Origin of the sequence: Mucispirillum schaedleri ASF457 (assembly GCF_000487995.2) — a bacterium.
In the GTDB taxonomy this organism is placed as follows: domain Bacteria; phylum Chrysiogenota; class Deferribacteres; order Deferribacterales; family Mucispirillaceae; genus Mucispirillum; species Mucispirillum schaedleri.
Genome location: NZ_CP097562.1, coordinates 627,310 through 652,735 on the forward strand (window position 1 = coordinate 627,310; position 25,426 = coordinate 652,735).

General features: G+C 29.6%; 21 protein-coding genes, 1 tRNA gene and 1 pseudogene. 6 read left to right on the forward strand and 17 right to left on the reverse strand.

All coding sequences use genetic code 11. The features are described 5' to 3' along the window. Positions 1 to 62 precede the first annotated feature (62 nt). The 11 genes from N508_RS02995 to N508_RS03045 all read right to left on the reverse strand — a co-directional run bounded on the left by N508_RS02995 (position 63) and on the right by N508_RS03045 (position 13,945). Positions 63 to 590, reverse strand: coding sequence for a hypothetical protein (locus N508_RS02995; protein WP_076654001.1), 528 nt, complete (start codon positions 588 to 590; stop codon positions 63 to 65). Positions 591 to 786: 196 nt separating this feature from the next. Further along, entirely contained in the window at positions 787 to 3,168 is a 2,382-nt protein-coding gene (locus tag N508_RS03000) for a polymorphic toxin type 44 domain-containing protein (protein ID WP_251930654.1), read from the reverse strand. A 117-nt stretch (positions 3,169 to 3,285) separates the two neighbouring features. Continuing rightward, entirely contained in the window at positions 3,286 to 4,398 is a 1,113-nt protein-coding gene (locus tag N508_RS03005) for a hypothetical protein (protein ID WP_023274919.1), read from the reverse strand. Beyond that, positions 4,398 to 5,792 carry a hypothetical protein gene (locus N508_RS03010; protein WP_023274920.1) on the reverse strand — a complete coding sequence of 465 codons (1,395 nt, stop codon included), beginning with the start codon at positions 5,790 to 5,792 and terminating at the stop codon, positions 4,398 to 4,400. Before N508_RS03010 ends, N508_RS03005 begins: the two co-directional genes overlap by 1 nt. A 113-nt stretch (positions 5,793 to 5,905) precedes the next feature. Continuing rightward, positions 5,906 to 6,847, reverse strand: a complete 942-nt coding sequence (locus N508_RS03015; protein ID WP_023274921.1) for a hypothetical protein — start codon at positions 6,845 to 6,847, stop codon at positions 5,906 to 5,908. Positions 6,848 to 6,862: 15 nt separating this feature from the next. Next, entirely contained in the window at positions 6,863 to 7,267 is a 405-nt protein-coding gene (locus N508_RS03020; RefSeq protein WP_023274922.1) for a M23 family metallopeptidase, read from the reverse strand. 91 nt (positions 7,268 to 7,358) lie between these two features. Then, positions 7,359 to 8,060, reverse strand: coding sequence for a hypothetical protein (locus N508_RS03025; protein ID WP_023274923.1), 702 nt, complete (start codon positions 8,058 to 8,060; stop codon positions 7,359 to 7,361). Positions 8,061 to 8,138: 78 nt separating this feature from the next. Next, positions 8,139 to 9,401 (reverse strand): IS3 family transposase, encoded by a 1,263-nt coding sequence (locus N508_RS03030; protein ID WP_251930656.1) that lies wholly within the window; start codon positions 9,399 to 9,401, stop codon positions 8,139 to 8,141. 107 nt (positions 9,402 to 9,508) lie between these two features. After that, positions 9,509 to 10,555 carry a c-type cytochrome biogenesis protein CcsB gene (gene ccsB, locus N508_RS03035; protein WP_023274926.1) on the reverse strand — a complete coding sequence of 349 codons (1,047 nt, stop codon included), beginning with the start codon at positions 10,553 to 10,555 and terminating at the stop codon, positions 9,509 to 9,511. A 15-nt stretch (positions 10,556 to 10,570) separates the two neighbouring features. After that, the gene (locus N508_RS03040; protein ID WP_023274927.1) at positions 10,571 to 11,926 is read right to left on the reverse strand and encodes a cytochrome c biogenesis ResB family protein; all 1,356 of its coding nucleotides are present in this window, start codon (positions 11,924 to 11,926) and stop codon (positions 10,571 to 10,573) included. Positions 11,927 to 12,085: 159 nt separating this feature from the next. Further along, entirely contained in the window at positions 12,086 to 13,945 is a 1,860-nt protein-coding gene (locus N508_RS03045) for an ammonia-forming cytochrome c nitrite reductase subunit c552 (RefSeq protein WP_023274928.1), read from the reverse strand. Between the two features lie 192 nt (positions 13,946 to 14,137). Here N508_RS03045 and N508_RS03050 point away from each other — a divergent pair, with 192 nt between their 5' ends. The 6 genes from N508_RS03050 to N508_RS03075 all read left to right on the forward strand — a co-directional run bounded on the left by N508_RS03050 (position 14,138) and on the right by N508_RS03075 (position 20,412). After that, the gene (locus N508_RS03050; RefSeq protein WP_023274929.1) at positions 14,138 to 14,545 is read left to right on the forward strand and encodes a cytochrome c3 family protein; all 408 of its coding nucleotides are present in this window, start codon (positions 14,138 to 14,140) and stop codon (positions 14,543 to 14,545) included. A 14-nt stretch (positions 14,546 to 14,559) separates the two neighbouring features. After that, positions 14,560 to 17,025, forward strand: a complete 2,466-nt coding sequence (locus tag N508_RS03055; protein WP_023274930.1) for a molybdopterin oxidoreductase family protein — start codon at positions 14,560 to 14,562, stop codon at positions 17,023 to 17,025. A gap of 76 nt (positions 17,026 to 17,101) precedes the next feature. Continuing rightward, entirely contained in the window at positions 17,102 to 17,413 is a 312-nt protein-coding gene (locus tag N508_RS03060) for a chaperone NapD (RefSeq protein WP_023274931.1), read from the forward strand. Continuing rightward, complete coding sequence (locus N508_RS03065) at positions 17,410 to 18,033, forward strand: 4Fe-4S dicluster domain-containing protein (protein WP_023274932.1); 624 nt, start codon at positions 17,410 to 17,412, stop codon at positions 18,031 to 18,033. The genes N508_RS03060 and N508_RS03065 overlap by 4 nt, the downstream gene beginning before the upstream one ends. Before the next feature lies 1 nt (position 18,034). After that, positions 18,035 to 18,829 (forward strand): 4Fe-4S binding protein, encoded by a 795-nt coding sequence (locus N508_RS03070; RefSeq protein WP_023274933.1) that lies wholly within the window; start codon positions 18,035 to 18,037, stop codon positions 18,827 to 18,829. A gap of 47 nt (positions 18,830 to 18,876) precedes the next feature. Continuing rightward, on the forward strand, positions 18,877 to 20,412 hold the full coding sequence (locus N508_RS03075; RefSeq protein ID WP_051350755.1) for a sensor histidine kinase: 1,536 nt from the start codon (positions 18,877 to 18,879) through the stop codon (positions 20,410 to 20,412). Between the two features lie 2 nt (positions 20,413 to 20,414). On the opposite strand, the gene N508_RS03080 is transcribed toward N508_RS03075, so the two are convergent. The 6 genes and pseudogenes from N508_RS03080 to N508_RS03100 all read right to left on the reverse strand — a co-directional run bounded on the left by N508_RS03080 (position 20,415) and on the right by N508_RS03100 (position 25,423). Further along, positions 20,415 to 21,599 (reverse strand): O-antigen ligase family protein, encoded by a 1,185-nt coding sequence (locus N508_RS03080; protein WP_023274935.1) that lies wholly within the window; start codon positions 21,597 to 21,599, stop codon positions 20,415 to 20,417. 195 nt (positions 21,600 to 21,794) lie between these two features. Next, entirely contained in the window at positions 21,795 to 22,733 is a 939-nt protein-coding gene (locus tag N508_RS03085) for a DDE-type integrase/transposase/recombinase (RefSeq protein ID WP_023274862.1), read from the reverse strand. 943 nt (positions 22,734 to 23,676) lie between these two features. Continuing rightward, positions 23,677 to 23,841: pseudogene (locus tag N508_RS10960) on the reverse strand (type II toxin-antitoxin system HipA family toxin); the annotation flags it as partial. A 153-nt stretch (positions 23,842 to 23,994) separates the two neighbouring features. Further along, a tRNA-Ser gene (locus N508_RS03090) sits at positions 23,995 to 24,082 on the reverse strand. 98 nt (positions 24,083 to 24,180) lie between these two features. Next, on the reverse strand, positions 24,181 to 24,633 hold the full coding sequence (locus N508_RS03095; protein WP_023274936.1) for a type II secretion system protein GspG: 453 nt from the start codon (positions 24,631 to 24,633) through the stop codon (positions 24,181 to 24,183). A 28-nt stretch (positions 24,634 to 24,661) separates the two neighbouring features. Further along, positions 24,662 to 25,423: an alpha/beta fold hydrolase gene (locus N508_RS03100; RefSeq protein WP_023274937.1), complete on the reverse strand. Its 762-nt coding sequence runs from the start codon at positions 25,421 to 25,423 to the stop codon at positions 24,662 to 24,664. Between the last annotated feature and the right edge of the window lie 3 nt (positions 25,424 to 25,426).

A 25,426-nucleotide genomic window follows, 5' to 3' on the forward strand; every position in this document is an offset into this window, starting at 1 on the left:
TTGTTAAGGTTATATCTAACTGATTAAAAATTTCATTTCATCTAACTAATTTAATAAAAGATTTATTTATTTGTCCTTATTATCTTTGCACTAAAGGGGTTTATTCTTGATATGTTTCCATCTATACACAATGCCTTATTTAACTTTGGATTATATGATATTTCGTAATATTTAGTGCAATTATCTATTGTATCATAGTAAAATGTTTGAGGATATTTTACCAATGGATCATAATAAGATCCGTCCTCGTAATCATTTTTAATTAACCCTAAAAAATTATTTTTATATGCAATATAGGCAATAGCTTCATTTTTAAAAGAATCACACCTATAACTTTCTGTATCTTTGCAAAATTTTAAACAAAATTTATCGTCTTTAAAATCAGCATGACCTGTTATTGCTAAGTTAGATAAATTATCAAACAGACTTAACACTGTTTTCTCAGAAAGCTGTGGACCATAATCTATACCATCAATAGCATCACTATTATCAATAACAACAAAAAATAGTAGCAACCACATTGCAAGTGCTGGTGGAAACAGTATTAAAAAAAATACAATATTGAATATTATTTTTTTTCTATTTTTCATATATATCTCTACCTAATACAACATATATCCTCTATATGTTTCAATAAAAAAATTATATAAGGCAATATATGGCCATAATATATACCAAAGAAAGCCTTCCATAAAGAAAGGACCTACAATAATAAAGTAAAATACATCAGTTATCCCAGTAAAAACATATACACAATATGATAAAGATTGAAAAATTTTCTTTATTTTATTCATCTATACACTCCCATTTGTAAAAAGAATATTTAAAAAAATTATTATCAACTATATGTGATAACACAATACCAGCATTTATTGAGCGGCCTTGTATATAGTTATCATATAGAGAAAAACCTATTTTGATAGCAACTTTATCACATTGAGTATCACCTTGTGTGAAAGATCTATTAGACCATTTCTGAGCCACATCTGCTCCATATAATAATGTGTTTTCACTAAATCTACAATATTTACCTATTACACCAAAATGTATATTTGACCATACATCATATGGGATTTCTTTATCTATATATACATGATGATAACGCCTTGATAAGCCCATACTTGGAAACAAGGCTGATAACTGCCACTTATGGTCCCAAAAACTATCTGTTTTTACTGCTTCATAAAATAAAAAATATGGTTGAGCTGTTCCATATAACGGTATCATATCATAAAATGGATTTGAGAACCTTATAATATCTTGAGCAACACTGCTTTTTAAATTATTTTCAATTTCCCCTGCCATATAATTTGCTACATCAACTGCATCAAAACCAAGCTGAATATATTTACCTTGTTCTAATACTGCCCTTTCTACAAATGGACATAAGATAACTGCACATTCCTGCTCGCTATTATTTAGCACATAATAATAAATATTTTTATCTTTATTATATACGATACTTCCTTGATACCTATATTCTTTTAAATCGCATGCTTTTTTTACTTCACTATTAGATGCTGCTATAATACTAACATTACCAGTAACTTCTATTTTATCTGTGCTAAAGGATGCAAAATCTATTTCTAACGGATTATTTTTATATTTATCTATTATTTCTTTACAGGCTTCTTTTAAAGATAATTCCCATATTTCTCTATTATTATCATCTTCTTTCTTGTAATTTGATTTTAAATCTGTTCGTATAGTAATTTTTAACCATTTCAAACCTGCTATACCATATGAAAAATGATTAAAATTATTATCATAATTGTCAGCTTCTATTTTTATACCAAAAGTATATAGTTTTCTAATATTATCATCTTTTGGATTACCTTTCAAGCATAATTCTGGGTCTTTATTGTATAAATATTCTGCTTCATTTTCAACATTGATAACATACAATGACCTGCCATAATAGGATGTATATTTTTCTGATAAGTAAAGCTTATTAAATATCGGTTTTTTATCAGGAAAGATTATATAAAAATTATATCCTTTCAAACCTTTAAGAAATATTAATGATTTATTATATGATGCAATTACTATTATTACCTCTTGATTTTGATGCAGCTGTTTTCTTTTTTCTTCATTAAATATACTGCTTGGTGTAAAATGAAAACAATCTCCTGTATTGATATATTCTATTTCTTTACAATTTAATATTTTATCTTTATCATACAGTATATTTAATTGATTGAGTGGTATAGTAAAATATCCCCATTGGATTTTATCTATATACTCTGAAGATGTATGAACATTAAAATGATGTTCACAGATAAAAAAATCATCTTTTGCAGATAACTCATCTATATTAACAAGTTCTATTTTATCTATAACATTATGAAACACATCCATTAAATTTATATTAAAAGTTCTTTCTGCTTTTTTATTTTTCCTGTCTGTCTTATTTATCAGCATAAAATCTAAACTTTTGCTGTTAGCTGCCTTTTTACTTGCAAAATCTGCCTTATTAAAAGAAAACAATACTTTCTGGTTACTGTTTGTTTCTTCTGGGTTATAATAAAAGGATGCTCTGCCATTGCTTATTTTGCTTTCAAATATTTCTCCTGTTTTATTTACATACATATAGTATGGTTTATCATTTATATCTTCTTCATTCAATGCTTCATCTAATATGCTTAATCTAACATCTACTGTAAATTCTCCGCTTGATTTATCTGATGATACTTCATATTCTTTACCCTGCATATCTATTTGTATATTGCCTGTATATTTATCTGATATTAGGTTATAGAGTTTTACTTTACTTATTATTTTTTCTTCTGTTTCACAAGTTATATGAAATATATTTGCATTATTACTTAATCTGCCTGATAATTTATTATTTTCTTCTGCACTGAATAATAATATATTCTTTTCATAACGGCTTTCTTCATTAGAATTTTTTTCTGCCTTAAAGGTATCTTTTAAAAGTTCTGGATGATATTTACCATCTTTCACACTGTATAACATTATGTTTGTCTGTGATGATGACTTCTTATCTACTTTAAAAGAATATGTATAACCTGCCTTTACTGCTATTGTAAAGTGAACATTTGGGCATTTAGACTGTAATATAGATATATCATTAACTATATCTGATGTGCTGTTTAAAAACAGAAACACATTACATTTTTCCTGCAAAGATGAATATTTAAGCTCCATCAGTGCAATAAACTTTTCTTTATTGATACATTCTACTGCATATATATTTTCTAATAAAAATAATTCTTCACTGCCCTTTTTAGCTTTTAATTCTTCTCCAAAACTCTCTTTTATAAACTAGGTAAATATTGAAAAAATAGTGCTATGTGATGCAAAATCTATTATATTATCCAAAAATTGACCTTTAAAGTATGATGCATCAGTAAAAAAATCTTTTATAAAATCTACTGTTTGGAGTGAATTTTTTATAACATCATATCTTGACTGCATATTAAATAATACTAACCCATCATCTACAGCTTTTGTATCTATTATTTTACATCGCTCATTAGTTTTTATATAACTAAGATATGTATTATCAACACTTGCCATAAAAAAATTTAAATAAGAAAAAACATCAAGTATTGTTGCTGGAATATCTGCTTTTTTTGTATCTACTGCCTGATTTTCTATTAAACCAAACAAGGTTGATTCATGCAGCCGTCTTTTATACTGCTTAGTAAACCTTAATACATTATATCTTAATGTAAACCATAGTAAAAAACGGCTTTTAGCAACTCCTTGAAATATATTACTATGTTCTTGTAAAGTTCCTCCCCCCTGCTGATATGTAAAGGATAATAATGAAATATAAAGCTTTGTATCTTTAATACTATGGATATTAAAAGGTCTACCTGTCCCTGTTAAGTATTTAGCCAATTGATTTTCATATTCTTTTTTACCTATATCATATATGAGCGATATTTCTTCGTCTGTAAATTCAAAAGAAAAATCATTCACAGGGATTTTTTCTATATCACTTCCTTTATTATATTCATCTATTAGTTTTTGTATTTCCTTGCTTAGTTTATCTATATTTTTTACCTTTGTATTTTTTGCTGTTTTATATTTACGGATTATTTGCAATACTTTATTATCTGAACCATTACCATTGCAATTTTCTTCTATAAATTTATTATATTTACCATTACCATATAATAATACATCTTTCTGATAACCAATTGTATTTATTTCTTCTATAGGTTTTAAACTTGAAAATTTGTGCAAAAGTGCTATAGCAAGCCAGTTAGGGTTATCCTCTATATTAAACCCTATACCAAAAGTAAGTTTCTTTTTGTTATCTACATATAAGCTGTAATCTGTTGATTTTGGGTCTGCTTCACAATGAAGTATAAATTTTTTTTCAAGTTCTTTATATTCTTCCTTATTAAGTTTGGTATATACTCCCACTATGCACCTCCAGTATATGTACTGATGAATGCTGCTGTAATTAACTGTAAACCCATATATTTATAATAAAGGGAAGATATTAGTATATTTTCATTTGTAGTATAAAGCACATCATCTATTGGGGACATTCTATCCCACTCATAACCTTTCATCATTCGGTTTCTATACATACATGGAGTTTTTACATGAAAATTATGGGTAAAATAAAAGCGTGTTCCTAAAATCTCTTCCGTTTCTTTATATGTATATTCATATATTTCTTTAATAATATTTCCTTTATCATCTGTTATTCTTTCTGGATACTTCCTCATAGGTGGTGCAGGCTCTTCTATGGGAGTAAAAAACCATTTAGTATATAAATCTCTTTCTCCGTGCTTATTTGCCTTTGCCTGCTCTATAGACCTGCCACATACTTCCCATAACTCATCATAACCAGGACCTAGTTTAGGATTATAATAATCATTTTGAAAATTATATGACTGCTCTTTATATTTTTTATTGTATTCATTATCAGCACTTTTTACTATTATACTTTTATCTGATAGTAATTTTGGAGTTGTACATTCTAGGCGAACTATATTCCTATCTATATTTGGAAAAAGTTCTAACTCTGTTTCAGAACCATATAACTGGTTAAACTTTAACTCTTTATAAGTAAATGTATTTTTTGGTAGTTTATAAAGTGGAATATACTTATTTATAATACCATTTTTAAATGATGCTCTTAATGTTTTACATACTCCGTTATAAAATAAATCATATATAAAATCATATAAGGTAAAATCTGTATTTCTAAATGCATCATCTACAGCAAATTCAAAATCTGCAATGTTATATATTATTTCTTTACTATAATCATCATACCCTGATTCTTTTTTATATGATATTGTCTTATACTTCTTACCATCTAACTGTTGAAGTATAGATGCCATGGATTCAAATGTGGCTGTATAACCAAAATCACTCTCAATATCTGGGTTTTTGGTATATTCTTCATAGGGTAAGTAATGATAACTTAAATATTTATTAAATGATTTATAATCTTTTATAAATTCTGATGCACCTATTAATTTTGGGTTGCTTTGGCATATACTATATATTTTATTGAGTATCCAATATTCTACTATTAACTGAATATATGGATATTTCAGCACTAAACGAGATAAATGACTATCTGACTGTTTCGCTGTTAATACTGCCTCTTTCACTAGCTCTGCAGGAATTGGGATACTAAAAGCATAGTAACTGCCATATTGTTTTTCATTATCAACATCTACTAAATCTAAAGATGATAATGGAAACAAATTTAATTGCATTGATAATAATACATCATACATATTGTCATGTTTACTTAATATGTCTTTAATTGTAATCTGATTATTTTGATGCCCCATGCTCTTTCCTTGTAGATGTTAATAAGTTTATTTATTTCCAAGCCTGCTAAATTATTACAGGCTTGGAAAAGAATATACTATATTATTTAAAAGCAATGTCTATAAATTATATTTTAATTTAACCAATCTATCGGTAAAAAATAACATTCTGCATCATTACCATTCTGTATGTAATAAGAATAATATTTGTTATCTGTCTCGCATGATGTATCTATAACACCTACACTTCCATTATCATCCCATACATACTCTGCTTTACCACACCCATCGCTTGTAACATTTCGAGTCTCTGTTCCTGCACTTGGCAGTTCATCACTACTTAATTTATAGTATAAATCATCAATTGAAGCATTTTTCATGACTGTTTTCATTGGGTGTTTATGAAAAAATATTGGAATATCTTTATATACTGTGCCTGATTTTGTTTTTATATCACTTTTGTATATATAATCAACCCATATATTTTCTTTATCACCATAAAAATCATGTAGTTTTTCATCAAATAAATATGGAAATCCTTCATCATATTTCTTACTATTTTCAACTAAAAAGTCAAGATATTCAGAATTTTTGGTAATAAATACATCTTTCCCTTGCTGCTTAAATTCAATTTTTGCTTCAACACCACCATTAGCTCTAATAGTAATATTTACAACATTAGGACTTATAGTATATATAACTTCACCTGATAAATCTTGAATACCTGTTTTTGTTGAAATTCTTTCTGCTTTTATACCAGTTTCAATATTTTCAACATCAATAATCATTTTGGTATCTTTAGATGGAAGTTTATCTGATAATACTCTATATAAAGGGTGATAATCTGCCATCAATGTTTTAAATTGTGGATATATTTCTTTAATAGTTGTATTTTTTACAACCGCATTACCCCATGGTGATATTGGACGGCATATTTCTACTGACATATTGTAAAACATGGTGTTTACACACATATCATTATTTTGCAATCCATTATTATTTGAAAAATTAATTTCTGCTCCATATACATTAGAGCTGATAAATATAACAAAAATAAATAATATAAATTTTTTCATATTTCCTCCTTATATTTATTTTTTCTTATATTTTTTTGCAACATAATCATATTGCTCTGTAAAATTTGTTTTAATATATTCTTTATATGGATTTTTATCTGAAAAAAAATCATCTATACTCTTATGGTCACTCCATTTATTACATGGGGCAATTTCATTAGATGGATATTTAAAATCAAAAAAACAGGCAGGATTGATTTTTTTATCTAATCCACCTAATCCTTCTGCACCTATACTTCTTATTTCTATATGTAAATGTGGTGAATCTGAACCTTTTGCATTTCCACTAGAACCTGTATAGCCGATTAAATCGCCAGCTTTAACTTCTTTTTTAGTTCCTATTAATTTATGGTCAAATTCTTTTAAGTGACAATAAGAAAATGTATATACATTATTATCTGTTTTATAGCCATTTCCCATAAGTTTTTCATAAAGATTTGGATATAATAATTGATATTTTTTTCTTTTATCCTATTTTTATATATATCTAACCCTTTTTCTGTATTAATTTCTAGAAATATTCTATATCCATAACCATAATTTTTTTTTCATCAGTATAATTATAATGTATAATTCCATCCATACATGCATACACTGGTGTTCCATCTAATGCAAATAAATCAAGCCCTGTATGTATTTTACCTCCTTTTTCTCTCATATTACCAAAAGCTCCATGCGATGGCCGGTATTGTTTCATATTAAACAAAGCAATTTCCATTTTATCCAATGGGTCACACCAGTCTTTACTATATTTCACTTCCAGTTTTATTGGTACTTTACCATATACTTTATATAATTTATCTTTATAAGTATTATCTATTATATTATTTAAAGCATTAAAAAAATTATCTGCTTTTTCAGATAAATCTATACCACCATAGATTATGTTTGATGTCATAAATTTATTATAATGACTTGTAACATTCATAATATAATCTTTTATAGTAATCATTGTATTAAATGATTCTTTATCTGTAAAATCAATATTATAGTGTTCAAATATATGCATATATCTAGAACCTTGAACATTTAAAGCTTCTTTTAAAGCATTAGGGTTAGTTTTTATATCATTTGCCATGATATAATAAGAACCCTCTGGTATTGTATTAGTAGCTTTATCATCATAATAGAACTTTTCACTTTTTTCAATATTTAATGTATTACCTGCTGAATAACCAGGATAATGTACAGCCTTTAAATTATCATTTAACATATTAAGCGATATTGTATTATTATGCTGTATTTGATTATCACTTATAGTCTGGTTGTGAACTTACCCAAAAATTTTGAACTAAGCCACTAAATAAATTTCTTTTTCCTGTAAAGGTGTAAGTCCATTAGCTTTTATTCTGTAATTATTATAGAAATCAATATATTTTTCAAGTTCATATTTAAACTGTTCTATATTTTTGAATTTGTTAATATAAACCAATTCACATTTTAAAGTAGCAAAGAAACTTTCCATAACAGCATTATCATAGCAGTTGCCACGCCTTGACATACTCTGCTCTATATTATTTTCCTTTAATAACTTTCTAAATTGATTAGCCTGATATAATATACCCTGGTCTGAATGTATCATTAACCCTGTTGTATCTTTTGTTTTATCTATTGCCTGTTTTAAATTATCTATTACCATTTCTTCATTATTATATTTGCTTACACTGTATGCTGTTATTTCTCTGTTATACAAATCCATTATTGCTGATAAATACACCTTTTCATTATTAATTTTTATCTCTGCCACATCTGTTACCCATTTTAAACATGGTCTCTCACTTGTAAAGGCTCTGTTTAATTTATTGCTGCATATATGACTTACTCTGCCTTGTTTATACCTTTTCTTAACCCTGATTAGTGATGAAATATTTAATTCCTTCATTAATTTTGCTACTGTCTTCTTATCATAAGTATAACCCAGTTTCTCTAATACCTTTGTTATTCTTGGATAACCATAAGTCTTGTTAGATTTTTCATATATTTCTAATATAGATGCCTTGACTTCTGCATATTTATCTAATGCAGCAGGCTTTTTAACATTATAATAGTAAGGGCTTCTTTTCATATTACTCACAGACAACAGGATATCCAAACTGTAATACAGCTCTTTTTCAAGCTCTGCTATTCTTGCTTTCATTGATTTGTATTCTTCACACACTTCTGCTTGATTATTAATATCTTTTACAAAGTGAAGATGTCTATTATTCGGGCTCTTATATGACATATTATCTCCATTATAATTACAGCAGAAATTATGCCAATCATATATTACTGATGATGATGGTATATTAAAATGTATTGCTGTCTGCTCATAACTTAAATTATTTGATGCCTTATAAGTTAACACATTTAATTTAAAAGCTCTACTATATTCATTGCGGGTAAAGATATGATGTAACCTTGATTCGCCTGAATGCTTATATCTGTTATAGATATTACATATTACTCCTTTATGGATTTTACAGCATCTTGATAATTCACTGACACTCATTATTCCATTTTCTAATATTGTTACTAGATATTTCTTAAACTCATAGCTATATTTTCTTGCCATATACACTCCTTATATGGCTCGTCCAACTTTTTTGGGTAAGTTCAAAAAATCTAATATATAAGCTGTAGTTAAAATTGTATATTTATTCAGGCACTATAATCTATAAATTAAAGGCTTCCATAACTATGCAGACCTGAAAATAATAAATTAACCCCTAAATATGTAAAAATAGTTACTAAGAAGCCAATTAATGCGATTGATGCTGCCATTTCTTTTGACCACCTGAGAGAATATCTTCCATGTAAATATATACCATATATTACCCATGTAACAAATGCCCATGTTTCTTTTGGGTCCCAGCTCCAGTATCTGCCCCATGAAGTTTCAGCCCATACAGCTCCAAAAACTAAACCGCCTATTGTAAATATTGCAAAGCCTGCTGTTATAAATTTATATATTATCCTTTCAAGCATATCTAAATCAAAATCTATATTTTTAAATAAATTTTTAATAGAAAGACCATAAATAAAAAACAGGACACTAAAAATTATCATAAAAAGCACATATAATATATTTATAAAACTGTTTGTTCCAAAAACTTTTATTAAAATTAAAAATATTATAGATGCAGAAGATAAACCTAAAACTAATGTCCATATAATATAATAGTAACTTTTTCTCATCTTTGATACTTTTATTAAATAAAGCAAAGCAGCAATAGCAGAGACTGCAAAACATACATAAGCTGTAAAACTTAATGATACATGGGCTAAAAGCCAGTTACTCTGCAAAGCTGGAACAAGTGGGTTTAAATTAGAAGATGCTCCTATTGCATTTATAAAAAGCACTGTTGCACCACATAAGGCAAAAGCAAAAGCACCAAGAGATTTATTTTTTGTTTTAAATTCTAATATAACATAAAAAACTGCAAGTAAAAGAGCAAAAAACATAAGCGATTCATAAAGATTTGTAATAGGAACAGCTCTTAATATACCACCACCTGCAAATTCATAAAACTCTGCCCATCTCATAAAAAACGAAACTATGTGAATAAATGTGCCTATTACACCAGCAGCTGTTGCTGCAATACCAGTATTTTTATTTTTAAAAATCAAATAAAATGTATATAATACCATAGCTAAAATATACAATATACCTGCTATGCCAACCATCTTATCAGTCATTACAGTAAGAATTGATGCTGTATTTTCCATAATAGCTGTTTCTCCTTAACTTATATTAAAATATTTATAAAATTTATCAGCAGGGTTTACAAGCGGGAATTTTCTGTGAGTAAAAACTTTATACTTTAATATTCCATTAGAAACTGTAAAAATAATGGCTGTATAGTTTAAAAGATAAATAAAAACTACACCAAAGCATAACAGTATACCGCCAAAATATACAATGGAAATGCCCGGATTATATTTTACAGAAAAACCACTGTATACTACATCTTTTAATTCTTTAAACTGAAAAGCCATATTAAGTGGCTCTACATAAGTAGGCTCTTTAGAATAAAGCAGCAGCCAGCCACCCATAAGCCCCCTGCCGTCTTTATCATATACAGCTAAATATAAAGCAGGATTTGAAAGATTATATGATTTATTATAATATTCTCCTGTCTGGCTGTTGTAGGCAATATCAGAATAAAAGTCCCTTACTACTATTTTATAATCATTAAAATCATAAGCCTTGCCATATTTTAAACCCACTGTTTCTGATTTATTATCTTTTGATATTAATACATTCATAACCATATCATTATGTGGTGACTGACCATAACTCGCCTGATAAAAAACTACATCTTTATATTTTAATGGGTGATTTACATTAATATCTACATTTTTTACTTCGTTATCATTTTCTATAAGGCTGATATTACTTGTAAATGCTTTTGCAGTTTTTGAGCCTTCATAAAATTCAATATTAAAATCATTTAATTTAACAGCAAAATTTAACTGTATTTTTTCACCATTCTGTTTTTCCACTTCATTTAATATTTGGTTTTCAAAAACAAGCATAGAGCCAGAAAAACCCATATAATGCCCTATAAATGCACCTATCATAATAAATATTATACCAAAATGAGTGATTATTACACCATATCTGCCCGGTTTGTGATGTTCTGCTTTTACTAAATTATTATTTTCATGGCTTCTACTGACATGCCAGCCTTCTTTATAAAAAAAGTCTGTTACCGCTGATATATCATCTTTAAAAGCTGCTTCATTTTTTAATGCACTTTCATCTATAAAAGGAAACCCTTTTTTTGCAAAAGGAAAAAGTTTAAATGTGCATATAAGCAGATTAATTGTAAAAAGAGAAAGTAATGTAATAAATAATGGGCTTGTATAAATATTTAAAAGTCCAAGTGTAGATACAAAATCTCTAAATTCATTTGAAGATGTATCAAAAAACAAAGAAACTATAAAATTATACTTAATTTTATCAATAGAAGCATCTGAAATAATACTGCCAATTATAGATAAAATAATAAGAGATATAATTAAGATAAATGCAAATTTAATTGAGCCTAATATTTTAACAGCTGGCTTTATATATAAACTGTAAAAATTTTTCATCAGAGTTATCCTTGGATATTTTATGAAGAACTTATATATAATAAATTATTTATAAAATGAACAAGAAATAATTAAGTGTCCAATTTTTCTACACAGTCAAAAAACAGGGCAGCAAAATTACTCTGCCGCCCTGCCTTATATTGTGTTACCATTCAGCAGCTATTTTTTCATAGCAGCATCAAGCATATCATAACCTTTCATAGATTCATTAATTGATTGAGTTAATGATTCTCTAGCAAGTTCTGGATTATGGAAACCATCAGAGTTTTCTGCTGTCCAGTATTCCCAAAGGATATGAGCTTTTGAATGCTGAGTTCTTGCTGCATCTAATGTAGCTTTATCAACACCTAAGCGTTCTGCTAATGCTATTGTGTCTATTAATTGAGCAAGCCAGAATTCAGCTTTTCTCATTTTACCAGTAGTATAAGTTTTAATAGAGTCAATAGAGTATTTTGCATCTTCTGCTGTCCAGTTAGTAGATACTTTTACATATTCAGCATCTTTACCCTGCCAGTTAGCATGTTTATCTGCACCTGTTCCATGGCAGTCAGAAGTTAAGCATGTAGCATTAAGTATATATCTTGGAGATTGAACAAAGTGAGATGTATAATCTAATTTACCGCCTTTTTCAACTGTTTCCATGTGACATTGAACACATGATATACCAGCTTTATCATGGACAGAATTGTAGTATGTTTCATATTCTGGGTGCTGACCTTTCCAAAGCATTGCACCAGAGAATTTGTTTTTAAAATCAGCAAATTTTAAATTTACAAAGTAGTGGTCATATAATGCAAGTGCATTTTTAAGTGGAAAATGGTTAGTTCTTGGGTCATTCATACCAACTTTTGCACCAGTTCCTAAATCTGTTCCAGCTCCACAGTTATATTCCACATGGCATTGAGCGCATTGTAATGACTGTCTTCTTGGGTCATCTTTTGGAAGAATAGCAATTTTTCTAATCATTTTTGGCTCAGTATCATCCATCATACTTCTTGTATCAATAACACGGATTTCTGCTTTAACTTTATTCGCATCTTGTTGATACAGGTTATTTTTAGCATAAGGAGCGTCGCTTGAAATTGCCTCAATTAAAGCATCACGAACAATTCTTGGCTCAGCAGAGTGTGGGTCGTGACAGAAGAAACAGTTAAGAGCATGGTTCATATTTTTCGCCATTTCAACTGGATTAGAAAGTCTAGACCATTTAGCTTTTGGATTTGGTTCACCAAGGTATGCCCAGTCAAGCATGTGGTCCATAGTTTTACAGTTCATACATACTGGATTAACTGCTCTTGCAGTTTGTGGAAGGTCTTTAAAATCAGGGTCTTTTTCTTTTGCATCATATAATACATCCCATACTGGACCTGATTCAAATATATAATTCCATCCGTCTTTTGGCTGAAACTGACCGCCAAATGCTCTATCTACAACAAACTGGTCAATAAGCATTAATGAGTGTGAACGAGTTGCAGCATGCTCTTTTGTAAAACCATAAGGAGCCATAAGTTTATCCCATGCTGGATTTGGTGAACGGCCATTAAAGTTAGATTTTTCAAAACGAGCTGGTCTGTGTTTGCCAACATCTAAAAATGAATGCATTTGGTTATCATGACACTGTCCGCATGCTTCCCAATTCATATTAACTTTTGGTCTGTTTGCTGGCGAAGGTGCTTCTGTATGCTCTGTCGTAATGTCAAAGTGGCAGTTAGAACAGTCTAAATCTTTATGTAAACCTCTATTATGAAGTTCACTTACACCAGTGTGGCATGAAAAACAAGTTTCTTTATCTGTTTTTCCAGCATTTTCTTTTACTTTGCCTGCTGCAAGAGTAAAATCAGCTTTTGATGCTGCTAATGCACCTCTATCATAGCCTGCTTTAACAACTGCATTATCTGCTGATGAAGCAGGTGCTTGTGCTGAAGCAGATGTGCTGTTATTATTTTGACATGCTGCTGCAAAAACAAATAATAAAGCAGTGATAAAAGCCATAACTGAATATTTCAGTATTTTTTTCATAACATCCTCCTCATAAGATATTATTTTTATAATTTATAGAATACATACAATAAAGTAAATGTGTTGCAAAAGTAGTATAAAAATTGTAAAGATTTATCTTTACATAATTTTTCTACATAATGACAAACTTAACAACATATTTTCACAATATATGATATAGTATATATGTAAGCAAATCGTTTGGAGGAATGTATGAAACAATCTATCATATTTCTAACACTTTTATTCTCACTTATTTTTTCTGTGGCTTATGCTCAGACAGCAAAAGTAGAACACCCATTGCCTATAAATGGTAAAGACTGTGCAGTATGCCATGCACCGGGCAGCACAGAAGAAACACCTGCAGACTCTGCAGCTTATCAGGAATGGGAAAGCTCAATGCATGGACTTAACAGTGTAAAATGTGTTACATGCCATGGGGAAGAATCTACATTTAAAGCAGATTCTGATATTAATATATGTTTATCCTGCCACCCACAGGAAACAACAGTTATTAATAAAAAAGTAGAAAGTGCAGATTATGGGCTTGTATGCTCTGCATGTCATAAAGTTCACAATTTTACTGTAACAGAAGAAGCAACACCTGTTCATACTAAATAAAGGGGGCTACTAATATGGATATTTCAAGAAGAAATTTAATAAAAACATCACTTGCTGCAAGTGCTGCAGCTGCAGCTGGTATTACATTAGGCTGCAAGAAAAAAGAAGCAGTGCAGGAACCTGTTAAACAGGCACCTGTAGAAACAAATAAAATAGTTTCTACTCAGGAAGTGGATAAATGGGTAAAAGGTGTATGCAGAATGTGTGGAACAGGCTGCAGCATTTATGTTGGTGTTAAAAATGGCAAAATGGTTGCTATAAAAGGTAATGTTGATTCTAAAACAAATACAAAAGGCTTTTTATGTATTAAAGGTATGAATATATGGAAAGTTGCATACCATCCTGACAGGCTGACTACTCCCCTTATTAGAAAAAATGGCAAATTAGAGCCTGCTTCATGGGAAGAAGCTCTTTCATTAATAGAAACAAAATTTAAAGAATTTCATAAAAAATATGGTTATGATTCTGTTGCATACTATGGCTCTGGTCAATGCACAACAGAAGAAAGCTATACTTTTAATAAAATATGGAAAGGCGGCTTTGGCTCAAATATGATGGATGGTAACCCTAGGTTATGTATGGCTTCTGCTGTTGCAGGCTACCTTTCATCATTAGGTTCAGATGAACCAGCAGGTGCTTATGAAGATATAGAAAATGCAAAATGTATATTTTTAACTGGTTCTAACACTTCAGAAGCTCACCCTATTCTTTTTAGAAGAATTGCAAGATATAAAAAAGAAAACCCTAATGTAAAAATAATTGTATGCGAGCCAAGAAAAACTCAAACCTCAAATATTGCTGATTTATGGATGCCATCGCTTCCTGGAACAGATTTAGCAATATTTAATGGTATGGCTAGAGAAATTATTAAAAATAACTGGCAGGATAACGAGTTTATCTCTAAACATGCAAGATTTACACAAGGAGATGGCTCAAATGTCTCATCTTTTGATGAATATATTAAATTTATAGATAAATATACTCCAGAATATGTGGAAAAAGTAACAGGCTGTCCAGCTGCATCTATTAAGCAGGCTGCTGAATGGTTTGCAAAAAGCGGAGCTACAATGTCACTTTGGTGCATGGGCTTAAACCAGCGTTCAAATGGTGTATGGGCTAATAATCTTATCCACAACCTTCATGTTATTACAGGCAACTTTGGAAAACCCGGTTCTGACTCTTTCTCTTTAACAGGTCAGCCTAATGCATGCGGCGGTGTTAGGGAAACAGGCTCTCTTTCTCATCTTTTACCAGGGTGTAAACCTGTTGTAATTGAACCATGGAGAAAACATGTTGAATCTTACTGGAAAGTTGCAGAACACAGCATAAACCCAGCTAAAGCAATTAATCCAAAACCGGGATTTCCTGCAGTAAAACTTTTCTCAAGTTTAGGTGGTGAAAATGAAAATGATAAACCTGTTAAGGGTATTGTTATATCTACAACTAACCCAGCACAAACACTGCCTAATTTAAATAAATTTATACCTAATATAAAAAATGCTTTTACTGTTGTTATAGATATTTTCCCAACAAGAACAGCTCAGCTTGCATCAGTTGTTCTTCCTGCTGCATTTTTATATGAAAAAGGTGGTGTATACGGCTGCTCTGAAAGAAGAAGTTTCTTAACAGAAAAAGCTGTAGAAGCACCTGATGGCACAAAACCAGACCTTTGGATTGCCTGCCAGATAGCTAAAAGAATGGGACTTGAAAAATTTATTGCATGGAGCAATGAAGAAGATATAGTTAAAATGGCAGAAATGGCTTGGAACGACTATACAGGCTGCACAGCAAACAGTGAAAAAACACTTGCTGGTGCAACTTATAAAAGACTTAAAGAATCTACAACAGGTGTTCAGTGGCCATGTCCTTCTGAAGACCATCCAGGCACATATAAAAGATATGTAAGGGGGATGGACCCAATTTTTGATGACCCTAAAAAATATGGTTTAAATATACCTGCTGATGCTGATATGTATTTCTATGGCAGACCAGATGGTAAAATTAATGTGTTTATGCGAGATGCTGAGCCAAAAGACAGTGAAAAAATTTCAAAAGAATATCCATTTTTAATGACTACAGGTCGTGTTATAGAACAGTGGCATACAGGAACTATGACTATGCGTATACCAGAGACTGCATCAGCTCACCCTAACTCATACATTGAAATACATGTTCAGGATGCGAAAAAACTTGGACTTTCTCAAGGGGATATGGTAAGAGTAGAAAGTATCCGTGGCATGAATATATTACCAGTAAAAATAGTTAATATGACACTTGAAGGTGTATGTTTTGTGCCAATGCATGACCAAAAAGGTAATCGTATGGTAAACTTTATATGCAGTGATGTAGTAGATGCTACATCAGGTGAACCTGATTACAAAGTGTCTGCTGTTAAAATAGTTAAAATCAGCGGACCTGAAAAAGTTGATGATAGATATGTAGTTACAAAAGAAGAGCTGGATAACCCTACATTCAGTTAAACCACCCATATTACAACTACCCTGCTAAGTATCCCTTTACTTGGCAGGGTTAATATTATAACTCTTATGGTGATATATGATTATTGCAGCAAGTGTATTATATTTTGATGAAAAAAAATATGATGAAGTTTTAAAATTATTAGAAAAATATGATAATATAGAAACTCACCAGCAGGATATAGAAAATGGAAAAATGGTTATCACTATTGAAGCTGAAAATAATAAAGCTATAGAATATATAGAGCAGGATTTTATTAAACAGGATTTTATTGTAGATTTAGCCCATTTTGCTTTTCATTTTGGTGAAGAAGTAGAAAAAGTTTTAGCTGGTGGAAAAGTGCCTGATTTTGACATTACTAAACCGTTTAGCAGGAAAAGGCTGCAATGAGTATATGGGAAGAAATAAAAAATATACTAAATAATTTTCCACTTAAAAGTTCATATCAAATAAACCGTATGCGTCCACCGGGTTCATGTGATGAACAAATGTTTATGAAACTGTGTGTTAGGTGTGCAAGATGTGTGGAAGCATGCCCTTACAGAGTATTACGCCGTTCTTCTGCTACAAAAAATGGTGAAATAGGCACCCCTTATATTTATGCAGATGTTGCAGGATGTCAGCTGTGCATGAAATGCACAAGTGTATGTCCAACAGGAGCAATAGACAGCTCAACAGTTGAAATGCAGCAGGCAGCAATAGGTGTCGCAAGAATAAATGAAGATACATGTATGAATTATCTTTATTCAAAAGTAGAATCTGGTGAAATAGAGCCAACAGGCAGTATGGCAATATGCAATTCTTGTTTGAATTCATGTCCTTTAAGAGAAGAAGCAATATACTTAAAAGATGGAATAATCCCTTCAATTACAGAAAAATGCACAGGATGCGGCTTGTGTGTTGAAAGATGCCCTGTTAAGCCTGTTAAAGCCATTGCAGTTATACCAAAAGGTATGCCTGATGCAGAAACAGCAGGATATTTTCATTATTTAAAAAGGATTGGTAAATAATATGAATAAATTAAGAAAAATAATGCAGTTTATGTTTTTAGCCCCATTATTTATTGTTCCAATACTTAATCTGCTTGAAATATATTTTATTAAGGGCACATATATTTCTCTTGATATTGGCGGGCTTTCTATTTCTGACCCTGTGGCTGTGCTGCAGGCACTTTTTATATCGCACAGTGTCCGCCCTGTTATGCTTGCTTCTGTTGCAATTCCTGCATTAATAGTTATACTTTTTGGCAGAATATGGTGCAGCTGGGCATGCCCTTACTATCTTATGCTTGATGGATTTGAAAAATTAAGAAAAAAATTAAAAATGAAGCCATTGAAGCCAAAATATAGCCCTGAAATTAAAAGAAAAGCTAATATATCAAGACTTGCTGTATTTATTATTGGTCTTATTATTGTGGGAATAGCAGGTATACCTTTAATGTATCTTATTTCTCCACCGTCTATTATGAGCTCACAGGCAGTGCTTTTAATAAAATATACATATATAACTGCAGAATTTATACTGCTTCCTGTGCTTGTTATTATAGAATTTTTCTTCGGATATAGAATATGGTGCAGATATGTATGCCCAACAGGCACATGTTTAAGCCTTATGCAGTCAAAATTTTCCATGCATGTAGAATATTCTGGAAACTGCTCAAAATGCCAGAAATGTGTTCAGATATGTCCTATGATATTAGACCCTAAAACAGATAATCTTTCTTCTGCCTGCAATAACTGCGGAGAGTGTATTTCTTCATGCCCTGATAACCAGAAAAAGCCTACTCTTTATTTTAAATCGCATTAATTTATTGAAATAAAAAAAATAATAAGGTATAGTAAACTATGCGGTTAATGAGTAAAATTATATTAATCATTTGTATTGTTGTATCAATAGTTTCTATACCTGCTATTACTCTGCTTTGGAAAAATCAGCAGAAAACAGTTAGAGAACAGGCACATATTCGTGCACAGGCAATTTATCAAATGATAGTTGTTACAAGGCAGTGGGTAGCAGATAATAGAGAAGCCGTTGACCCTGTGCCTGCTGTTGTTACAAAAGAACTTGCTAAATATGCAGACCACATGGCTACATTTAAATTTCACATTACAAGTGACAGACTTGTAAACCCTGAAAATGCTCCTAATAACTTTGAAAAATATGCTCTTAAAAAAATAGAAAATGACAACCTGCTTGAATATGCAGATGTGCATATAGATGATAATAAAAATAAATTTTACAGATATGCTGCACCACTTTATATTAACCAGTCATGCCTTGCCTGCCATGATAATCAGGATTACAGAATAGATGATGTCAGGGGCTTAATCTCTATTGAATTTCCATTAGAAGAAATGGAAAACTCTATTGCAAGCAGCAATAAAATTACTTCTTATGCTGTAATAATTGGTCTTATTATATTAATTGCAAGTATAAGTTTTTCTATTTATATGCTTGTGATAAGGCATTTAAGGACTTTACAGAAAGCAGCAGATGCTATGCGGCTGGGTATTAGAGAAGAAACAAACATAGAAACAGATGATGAAATAGAAAACTTATCACTTGCCTTTGACCAAATGAGCCTGCAGATTGTTAATAATGAAGAAATATTAAAAAGCAACCTGCAGCAGGCAGTATCTAAATATATTGATTTAGTTAAAGAATTAGAATTAAAAAATGAGAAGCTGGACAGCTTAAATAAATTGAAATCTGATTTACTTGATTCTGTAGCTCATGAAATACGCACACCGCTTACAAAAATACTTTCCTATTCTGAGCTTTTAAATGATGAAAGAGTGCTGAGACAGTCTGATATGCGTGAAAAATTTACATTAGCTTTAAAACATAATGTAAATGTATTAAAAAATATGTTCAATGATATTATTACTTTAAGCCGCTTAGAGCATGACCAGCATACATATCACCATATCCCTATACAAATTGAATATTTAATACAGGATTTAATATATAATAATGAAATAGATATAATCAGTAAAAATCTTCAGATTATGCAGCATATTGAGCCTTATACAATTAATGTAGATGGTGAAACATTTTCTATTGCCATATCAAATATTTTATCTAATGCAATAAAATATTCAAAAGAAAATGGAGTAATAGAAATTAACGGCAGAAAAGAAAATAATAACTATATACTTACTTTTAAAGATTACGGCATAGGTATTACTCAGGAAGATATATTAAAACTTTTTGAAAGATTTCACAGAGGTGCAAATGCTAAAAAAGAATACCCCGGCACAGGGCTTGGCCTTTCTATCGTTTCTAGAATTATAAAAGCCCATAAAGGAAATATTGAAATACAATCAGAATTAAATAAATATACTATCGTTACTGTTACGATACCATTAATAAATGACTGTAACAAATAAGGTTATAAAATTTTGTCCTTTCTCATAATACCAGTCATAAGACCTGTCAAAAATAATGCCTGCATGCAGGACATTGAAAGACCTGTATTATATTCTGTAAGTGCTTCTATAAAATATCCTGCCATAACCGCTGCTCCGCAAAAAGCATAAGGGGAGTTAAAAATATTTTTTACTAAATCAAATATTATCTTGCCATAAAAAAGGCAGAATGTAATAAATCCAAATATACCAAAAGTTATTAAATGCATAAGAAAGCTGTTATGAGCATGACTTAAAGGAAGAAATATATTATTTTCAGGCATAACTGTAACCATAAAGTCTTCATAAGCATTAACACCTATACCAAACAAAGGATATTCCTTAAAAACTTCTATTCCATTTTTCCATAAAAGAAGCCGCCAGCCGTTGCTTGATAGTGGCTCATCAAATGATGCAAAAAAGTTATCAAACCTTGCAAGCATATAATCATTTGTAATTATATAAATAAAAGAACTTATTAATATAAGCAGTGCAGCAATTACACCTTTCCACCTTAATTTTATTATAAGCATTAATGAAATAACTGTAATTACAGCAATCAAAGGCATTCTTGTTGCTGTAATAAAAAGCATATTTAAAGAAGTAAGAATGACAATAATATAGAAAATAATCATATATTTATTTCTTTCAAGTTTTGATAACATAATAGCTGCAAGAAATATAATACCAATAGAAAGCAGGTGTGCAGTCATCATATATCCACCTGCTAAACTATGGCTGCGAAAATATCTGTAATCTGTATCACCAAACATTATATAGTAATAGTAGCCTGATAATGTAATTATAAATAAACCTGCAGCAAAAGCTGATACTATATAAGGCAGATATTTCTTATCAATAAAATAAACAGATGTAAAAAAAATAAGCATAGGCCATGGACTTGTTAGACCTTTACCCACTGCTGCATATTCACTGCCTAAAAAAGTAGATAAGAAAGCAGATATCCAGTAAAAAATAAATAAAGTAAAATAAATATCCTTTGTAAAAATATTATATCTATTATCAATAATATAAATGATAAGACATAAAAGTAGAACACCAAGAGCAATTTGAGATAAAGAAATAGAAATATTTAAACAAAAACCTAAAATTATTAAAAATGATGCTGTTGTAATATGAAAATATTTATTTGATATTATTTTAGCCATAAGATACCTTATTGTTTAATATGATTTTATATAATAACCATATATCTTTGTCAAGATTTAAGAAAAAATATTATACTTTTATAAAATCTAAAAACAACTGTAAAAATTAGATAAAATATAAAATCATTTACTTTAAATTAGACTTCTTAACTAACAGGACAAATGTTACACTTTTAGTAAAAAATAAATCTTAACTTAATATAAATCAAGCAATAATTTATTTTCAATAACAATCTCATATGGAGATTTAAAATTTAAGCATGTTTTAGCAGTATTATTATATCTATCTTCATGCTGTTTAAGAGCCTTAATTAATTCATCTTTGGAATAGAATTTATTATTTGCATATAAAATTTTTCCATCCTCTCTATGACTTCTTTCCACCTTTCCATTCTGCCAAGGTGAATAAGGTCTTATTCGTTTAATAGTATATCCTTTCTTTTCAGCTGTCTCTTCAAAATAGCTTTTCTTGTTTGTAACTTCCTTATCATTTACAAACTCATAGCCATTATCCACTTGAATTGTTTTTAGTGGAAAGCCAAATTTACTTTCCAGTTCGTCTAAAAACTTACCTGTTTCAAATGTGCTTTTTTCTTCTACTATTTCTAATACTCTCATTCTGCTGTATTCATCTATCGCTGTTATCTGATAATATTTTTTACCATAGCTGGAAAACATTATACATTCCTGTGGAACATATTTTATATCTATCTGAACCTTGTCGCCTATATACTGACCTGTTATTGGTTCATATCTTGTATAGCTCTTTTTTGACTTGTTTAATGACTTTAAGCCTTTCTTCCTTATCTGCATACACATACTGCCAAAACTACGATTATAACCAATTTCTAGAAGTCTGACATATACCTCCGCATTACCATACAAACCATGCTCGGCATATGTGTTAAATATTAAATCAAGCTCTTCTTTACTATGCTTATTTGGACTGTTTCTTGGTCTACGACTTTTAAAAGATAAACTCTGAACTGTTCCATCATATTTCTTTAAATGCCTGTATACAAACATACGGTTCACTTGATATTTGCGGGCTGCTTTCGTTGCTCCTTTTTTTAATGCATACTCACATAACCGTTGACGAAATCGCATTTCTTCTGTTATTATCACTTTATTCATTGTGATACCTCTTAGTTTAGTTTAGTTTTTTGCTTAATTTTATACTATATACTAAGAGGTATTTTTTTATACTTATTTTTGTAACATATGTCTCATAATCTTACATTTATTTCATAAATCAAAAATTTGTTGTTTATAATAAAAGAATACAAAAATATACATATAGTTAAGTAATATTTATATATTATAAGAAATTTTATTTTAATTACATAACTTCATAATATAAAAATATTTATAAATATATCTTTATTTGTATTGATGTATTTAAAGTCTATTTTCTAAATAGATTGATTTTTATAAATTACTGTTATATAAAATAGCTGCTGAAATAAAAAAATATAATAATAAATATTAACTTTTTTAACAAATAACCATACCTGCTCTAAAATGTTTATTTATTTTCTGCTTATAATGAACAGGATACTGCTTTTATTTATGTTGTGCTGCTTTTGCTGTTTCAAAATAATATGATTTATAAAAACTGTTTTTTTGATTAATTACCATAGGAAACATAAAAGCAAAATCAGTATTTACATGAATATAGTTACATATACCTTTTTAAAATCATCTGTTACTCAGCTAGATAGTTTCGCTTTAATATATTTTAAAGATATTCTATTTTTAGCCATAATAATTATATAAATTTTAATATTTACATTCTGTATAGCTGGTATGACTATGTTATCTTTGTAATCGCATTAAAAATATCTTTTAGATGATGTATTAATAATGTTTGTATATCTTTTGATATATTCTTAGATAAAGCAATATTCACATAATTTATTTCCTTTGGTTTAGCCCCTCTGGCGAGCCTGCTATATTAAAAATTAATCAATATTATTCACAGACTTATATGCAAATAAATTTGCTAAGTCTGTAGATAGCTTATCTAAATCATAGCATAAATTATCAAACTCTATTACTTCATACTCTGATTTATATTCTAAAGTCCTTGAAATGTAAAATATTTTTCTGGTAGACAAAAATTTTTGATAAGTGGCATACTTAATGGGTAGATGGAAAAACCAGACTGAATAAAATCATCATCATATTCAAAAGCAATCAACCCATTGTGTGCTTTTGCTAAAACACCAGCATATATATTATTATAATATACATTTCTAGTATTTTTTAAGAATCAATACTACAATCAATATTATCTTCTGTTATAATAAGCTGATTAATTAAAACATTATCCTTATACTTTTTTAATTTTCTTTCAGGTCATTACATATTCTTTTAAAAGGATTAAATTAAGAAACGGAGGAGGTAGGATTCGAACCCACGGTAGGCTACTAACCTACAACGGTTTTCAAGACCGCCGCCTTAAACCACTCGGCCACTCCTCCAAGGAAGTATTTTTATACTATATATTTTTTTATAATGCAAGCATTTTTTTTAAAAAAATAATATTTTTTACAGATATATTTTTAGTGGATAAATCATTCTATTTATTGCTGAATATTACTATATCAGTCCCAGAATTGTTGTCTCCTGCAACTACCTTTTCGCCATAAGAATGGATAGAATATTTTACACCGTTGCTTTTATATTCATAATTTCTGCCCCAGCCGTCTACTAAATCAGGTGCAGGAAAATTATAACCTTCCCATTTTAGATTTCTGCTGTCAAAATTTCCTTCTAAATATCTGTTTGGAACAATATGGTCTGGCACAACTGTAACATTATATTTTTTGAGATTTTCAAGCCCTTCTTCTGTCTTTGGATAGTGTCCATGCTCTTTTTTATATGCTTCAAGCTGTTTTTCTATTACAGAAATATCATATATTGAATGCTTTACTTTATCTTCATGGCTTTCATTACTATTTTCTGCATAACTTATACATGTAAATAACAAGCCCGCACAAATAATGTTTAATAATACAAATATTTTTCTCATAAAATACTCCGTTTTCTGATTAATTTTATTATAAAATTTCATTAAGCATATTTAAAAATTTATCAGGATAATATAGTGCAAGTTCACCATGATTTAAACCTTTATATTCTATTATCCTTGAATGTGGCAGCAGTTTTTTCAGCTGCTCTGCTGAATGTTTAACACATTTCATTTCTTTAGAACCATATATACATATTATATCAGTTTGTGAATTTTTAATTGTTGATTTTAACTGATATGAAGCCATATATGTATCATATATATTATAAAGTGTTTCTTTTTTCAAGACAGGAATATATTTTATATACATTTGTTTTTGGATATTAGTAACAGTCCTTTTTCTTGAAAATTTTAAAAGAAACATCTGTATTTTGCAAGCTGTTTTTGTAAACATTATATTATAGCAGTATTTAACAATAATTTTTGATATTTTTGCAAGTTTTGGCTGTGGATAAAATATACTTCCATCTATTACTGCTTTTTCAGCAATATCTGGTTTTGATGACATCATCTCTAATGCTATCTGCCCGCCAAGAGAAAGACCGTATAATAATTGTAATTTTTTTGCAGGGCTTTTTCCAATATATTTAATAATTTGTTCTGCACAATATTCTGTAGAGATATATTGTGTTTGACTATCTTCACTATGACCATCAAGTGTTGGAATAATAACATAATATGATTTAGATAGAGTATCAATATAGTTTATAAAATTCCACCATCCATATCCTGCTCCGTGTATAAGCATAATATGTGGGTTATCTATGCTGCCATAAGTATTGAAAATCATATA

Excerpts from the sequence above, each read along its gene's own strand:
- N508_RS02995 (WP_076654001.1), bottom strand. The coding sequence starts at position 590 with ATGAAAAATAGAAAAAAAATAATATTCAATATTGTATTTTTTTTAATA.
- N508_RS03000 (WP_251930654.1), bottom strand. The coding sequence starts at position 3,168 with ATGGAGCTTAAATATTCATCTTTGCAGGAAAAATGTAATGTGTTTCTG.
- N508_RS03010 (WP_023274920.1), bottom strand. The coding sequence starts at position 5,792 with ATGGGGCATCAAAATAATCAGATTACAATTAAAGACATATTAAGTAAA.
- N508_RS03015 (WP_023274921.1), bottom strand. The coding sequence starts at position 6,847 with ATGAAAAAATTTATATTATTTATTTTTGTTATATTTATCAGCTCTAAT.
- N508_RS03020 (WP_023274922.1), bottom strand. The coding sequence starts at position 7,267 with ATGGGAAATGGCTATAAAACAGATAATAATGTATATACATTTTCTTAT.
- N508_RS03025 (WP_023274923.1), bottom strand. The coding sequence starts at position 8,060 with ATGTTAAATGATAATTTAAAGGCTGTACATTATCCTGGTTATTCAGCA.
- N508_RS03030 (WP_251930656.1), bottom strand. The coding sequence starts at position 9,401 with ATGGCAAGAAAATATAGCTATGAGTTTAAGAAATATCTAGTAACAATA.
- ccsB (WP_023274926.1), bottom strand. The coding sequence starts at position 10,555 with ATGGAAAATACAGCATCAATTCTTACTGTAATGACTGATAAGATGGTT.
- N508_RS03040 (WP_023274927.1), bottom strand. The coding sequence starts at position 11,926 with ATGAAAAATTTTTACAGTTTATATATAAAGCCAGCTGTTAAAATATTA.
- N508_RS03045 (WP_023274928.1), bottom strand. The coding sequence starts at position 13,945 with ATGAAAAAAATACTGAAATATTCAGTTATGGCTTTTATCACTGCTTTA.
- N508_RS03050 (WP_023274929.1), top strand. The coding sequence starts at position 14,138 with ATGAAACAATCTATCATATTTCTAACACTTTTATTCTCACTTATTTTT.
- N508_RS03055 (WP_023274930.1), top strand. The coding sequence starts at position 14,560 with ATGGATATTTCAAGAAGAAATTTAATAAAAACATCACTTGCTGCAAGT.
- N508_RS03060 (WP_023274931.1), top strand. The coding sequence starts at position 17,102 with ATGATTATTGCAGCAAGTGTATTATATTTTGATGAAAAAAAATATGAT.
- N508_RS03065 (WP_023274932.1), top strand. The coding sequence starts at position 17,410 with ATGAGTATATGGGAAGAAATAAAAAATATACTAAATAATTTTCCACTT.
- N508_RS03070 (WP_023274933.1), top strand. The coding sequence starts at position 18,035 with ATGAATAAATTAAGAAAAATAATGCAGTTTATGTTTTTAGCCCCATTA.
- N508_RS03075 (WP_051350755.1), top strand. The coding sequence starts at position 18,877 with ATGAGTAAAATTATATTAATCATTTGTATTGTTGTATCAATAGTTTCT.
- N508_RS03080 (WP_023274935.1), bottom strand. The coding sequence starts at position 21,599 with ATGGCTAAAATAATATCAAATAAATATTTTCATATTACAACAGCATCA.
- N508_RS03085 (WP_023274862.1), bottom strand. The coding sequence starts at position 22,733 with ATGAATAAAGTGATAATAACAGAAGAAATGCGATTTCGTCAACGGTTA.
- N508_RS03095 (WP_023274936.1), bottom strand. The coding sequence starts at position 24,633 with ATGAGAAAAATATTTGTATTATTAAACATTATTTGTGCGGGCTTGTTA.
- N508_RS03100 (WP_023274937.1), bottom strand. The coding sequence starts at position 25,423 with ATGATTTTCAATACTTATGGCAGCATAGATAACCCACATATTATGCTT.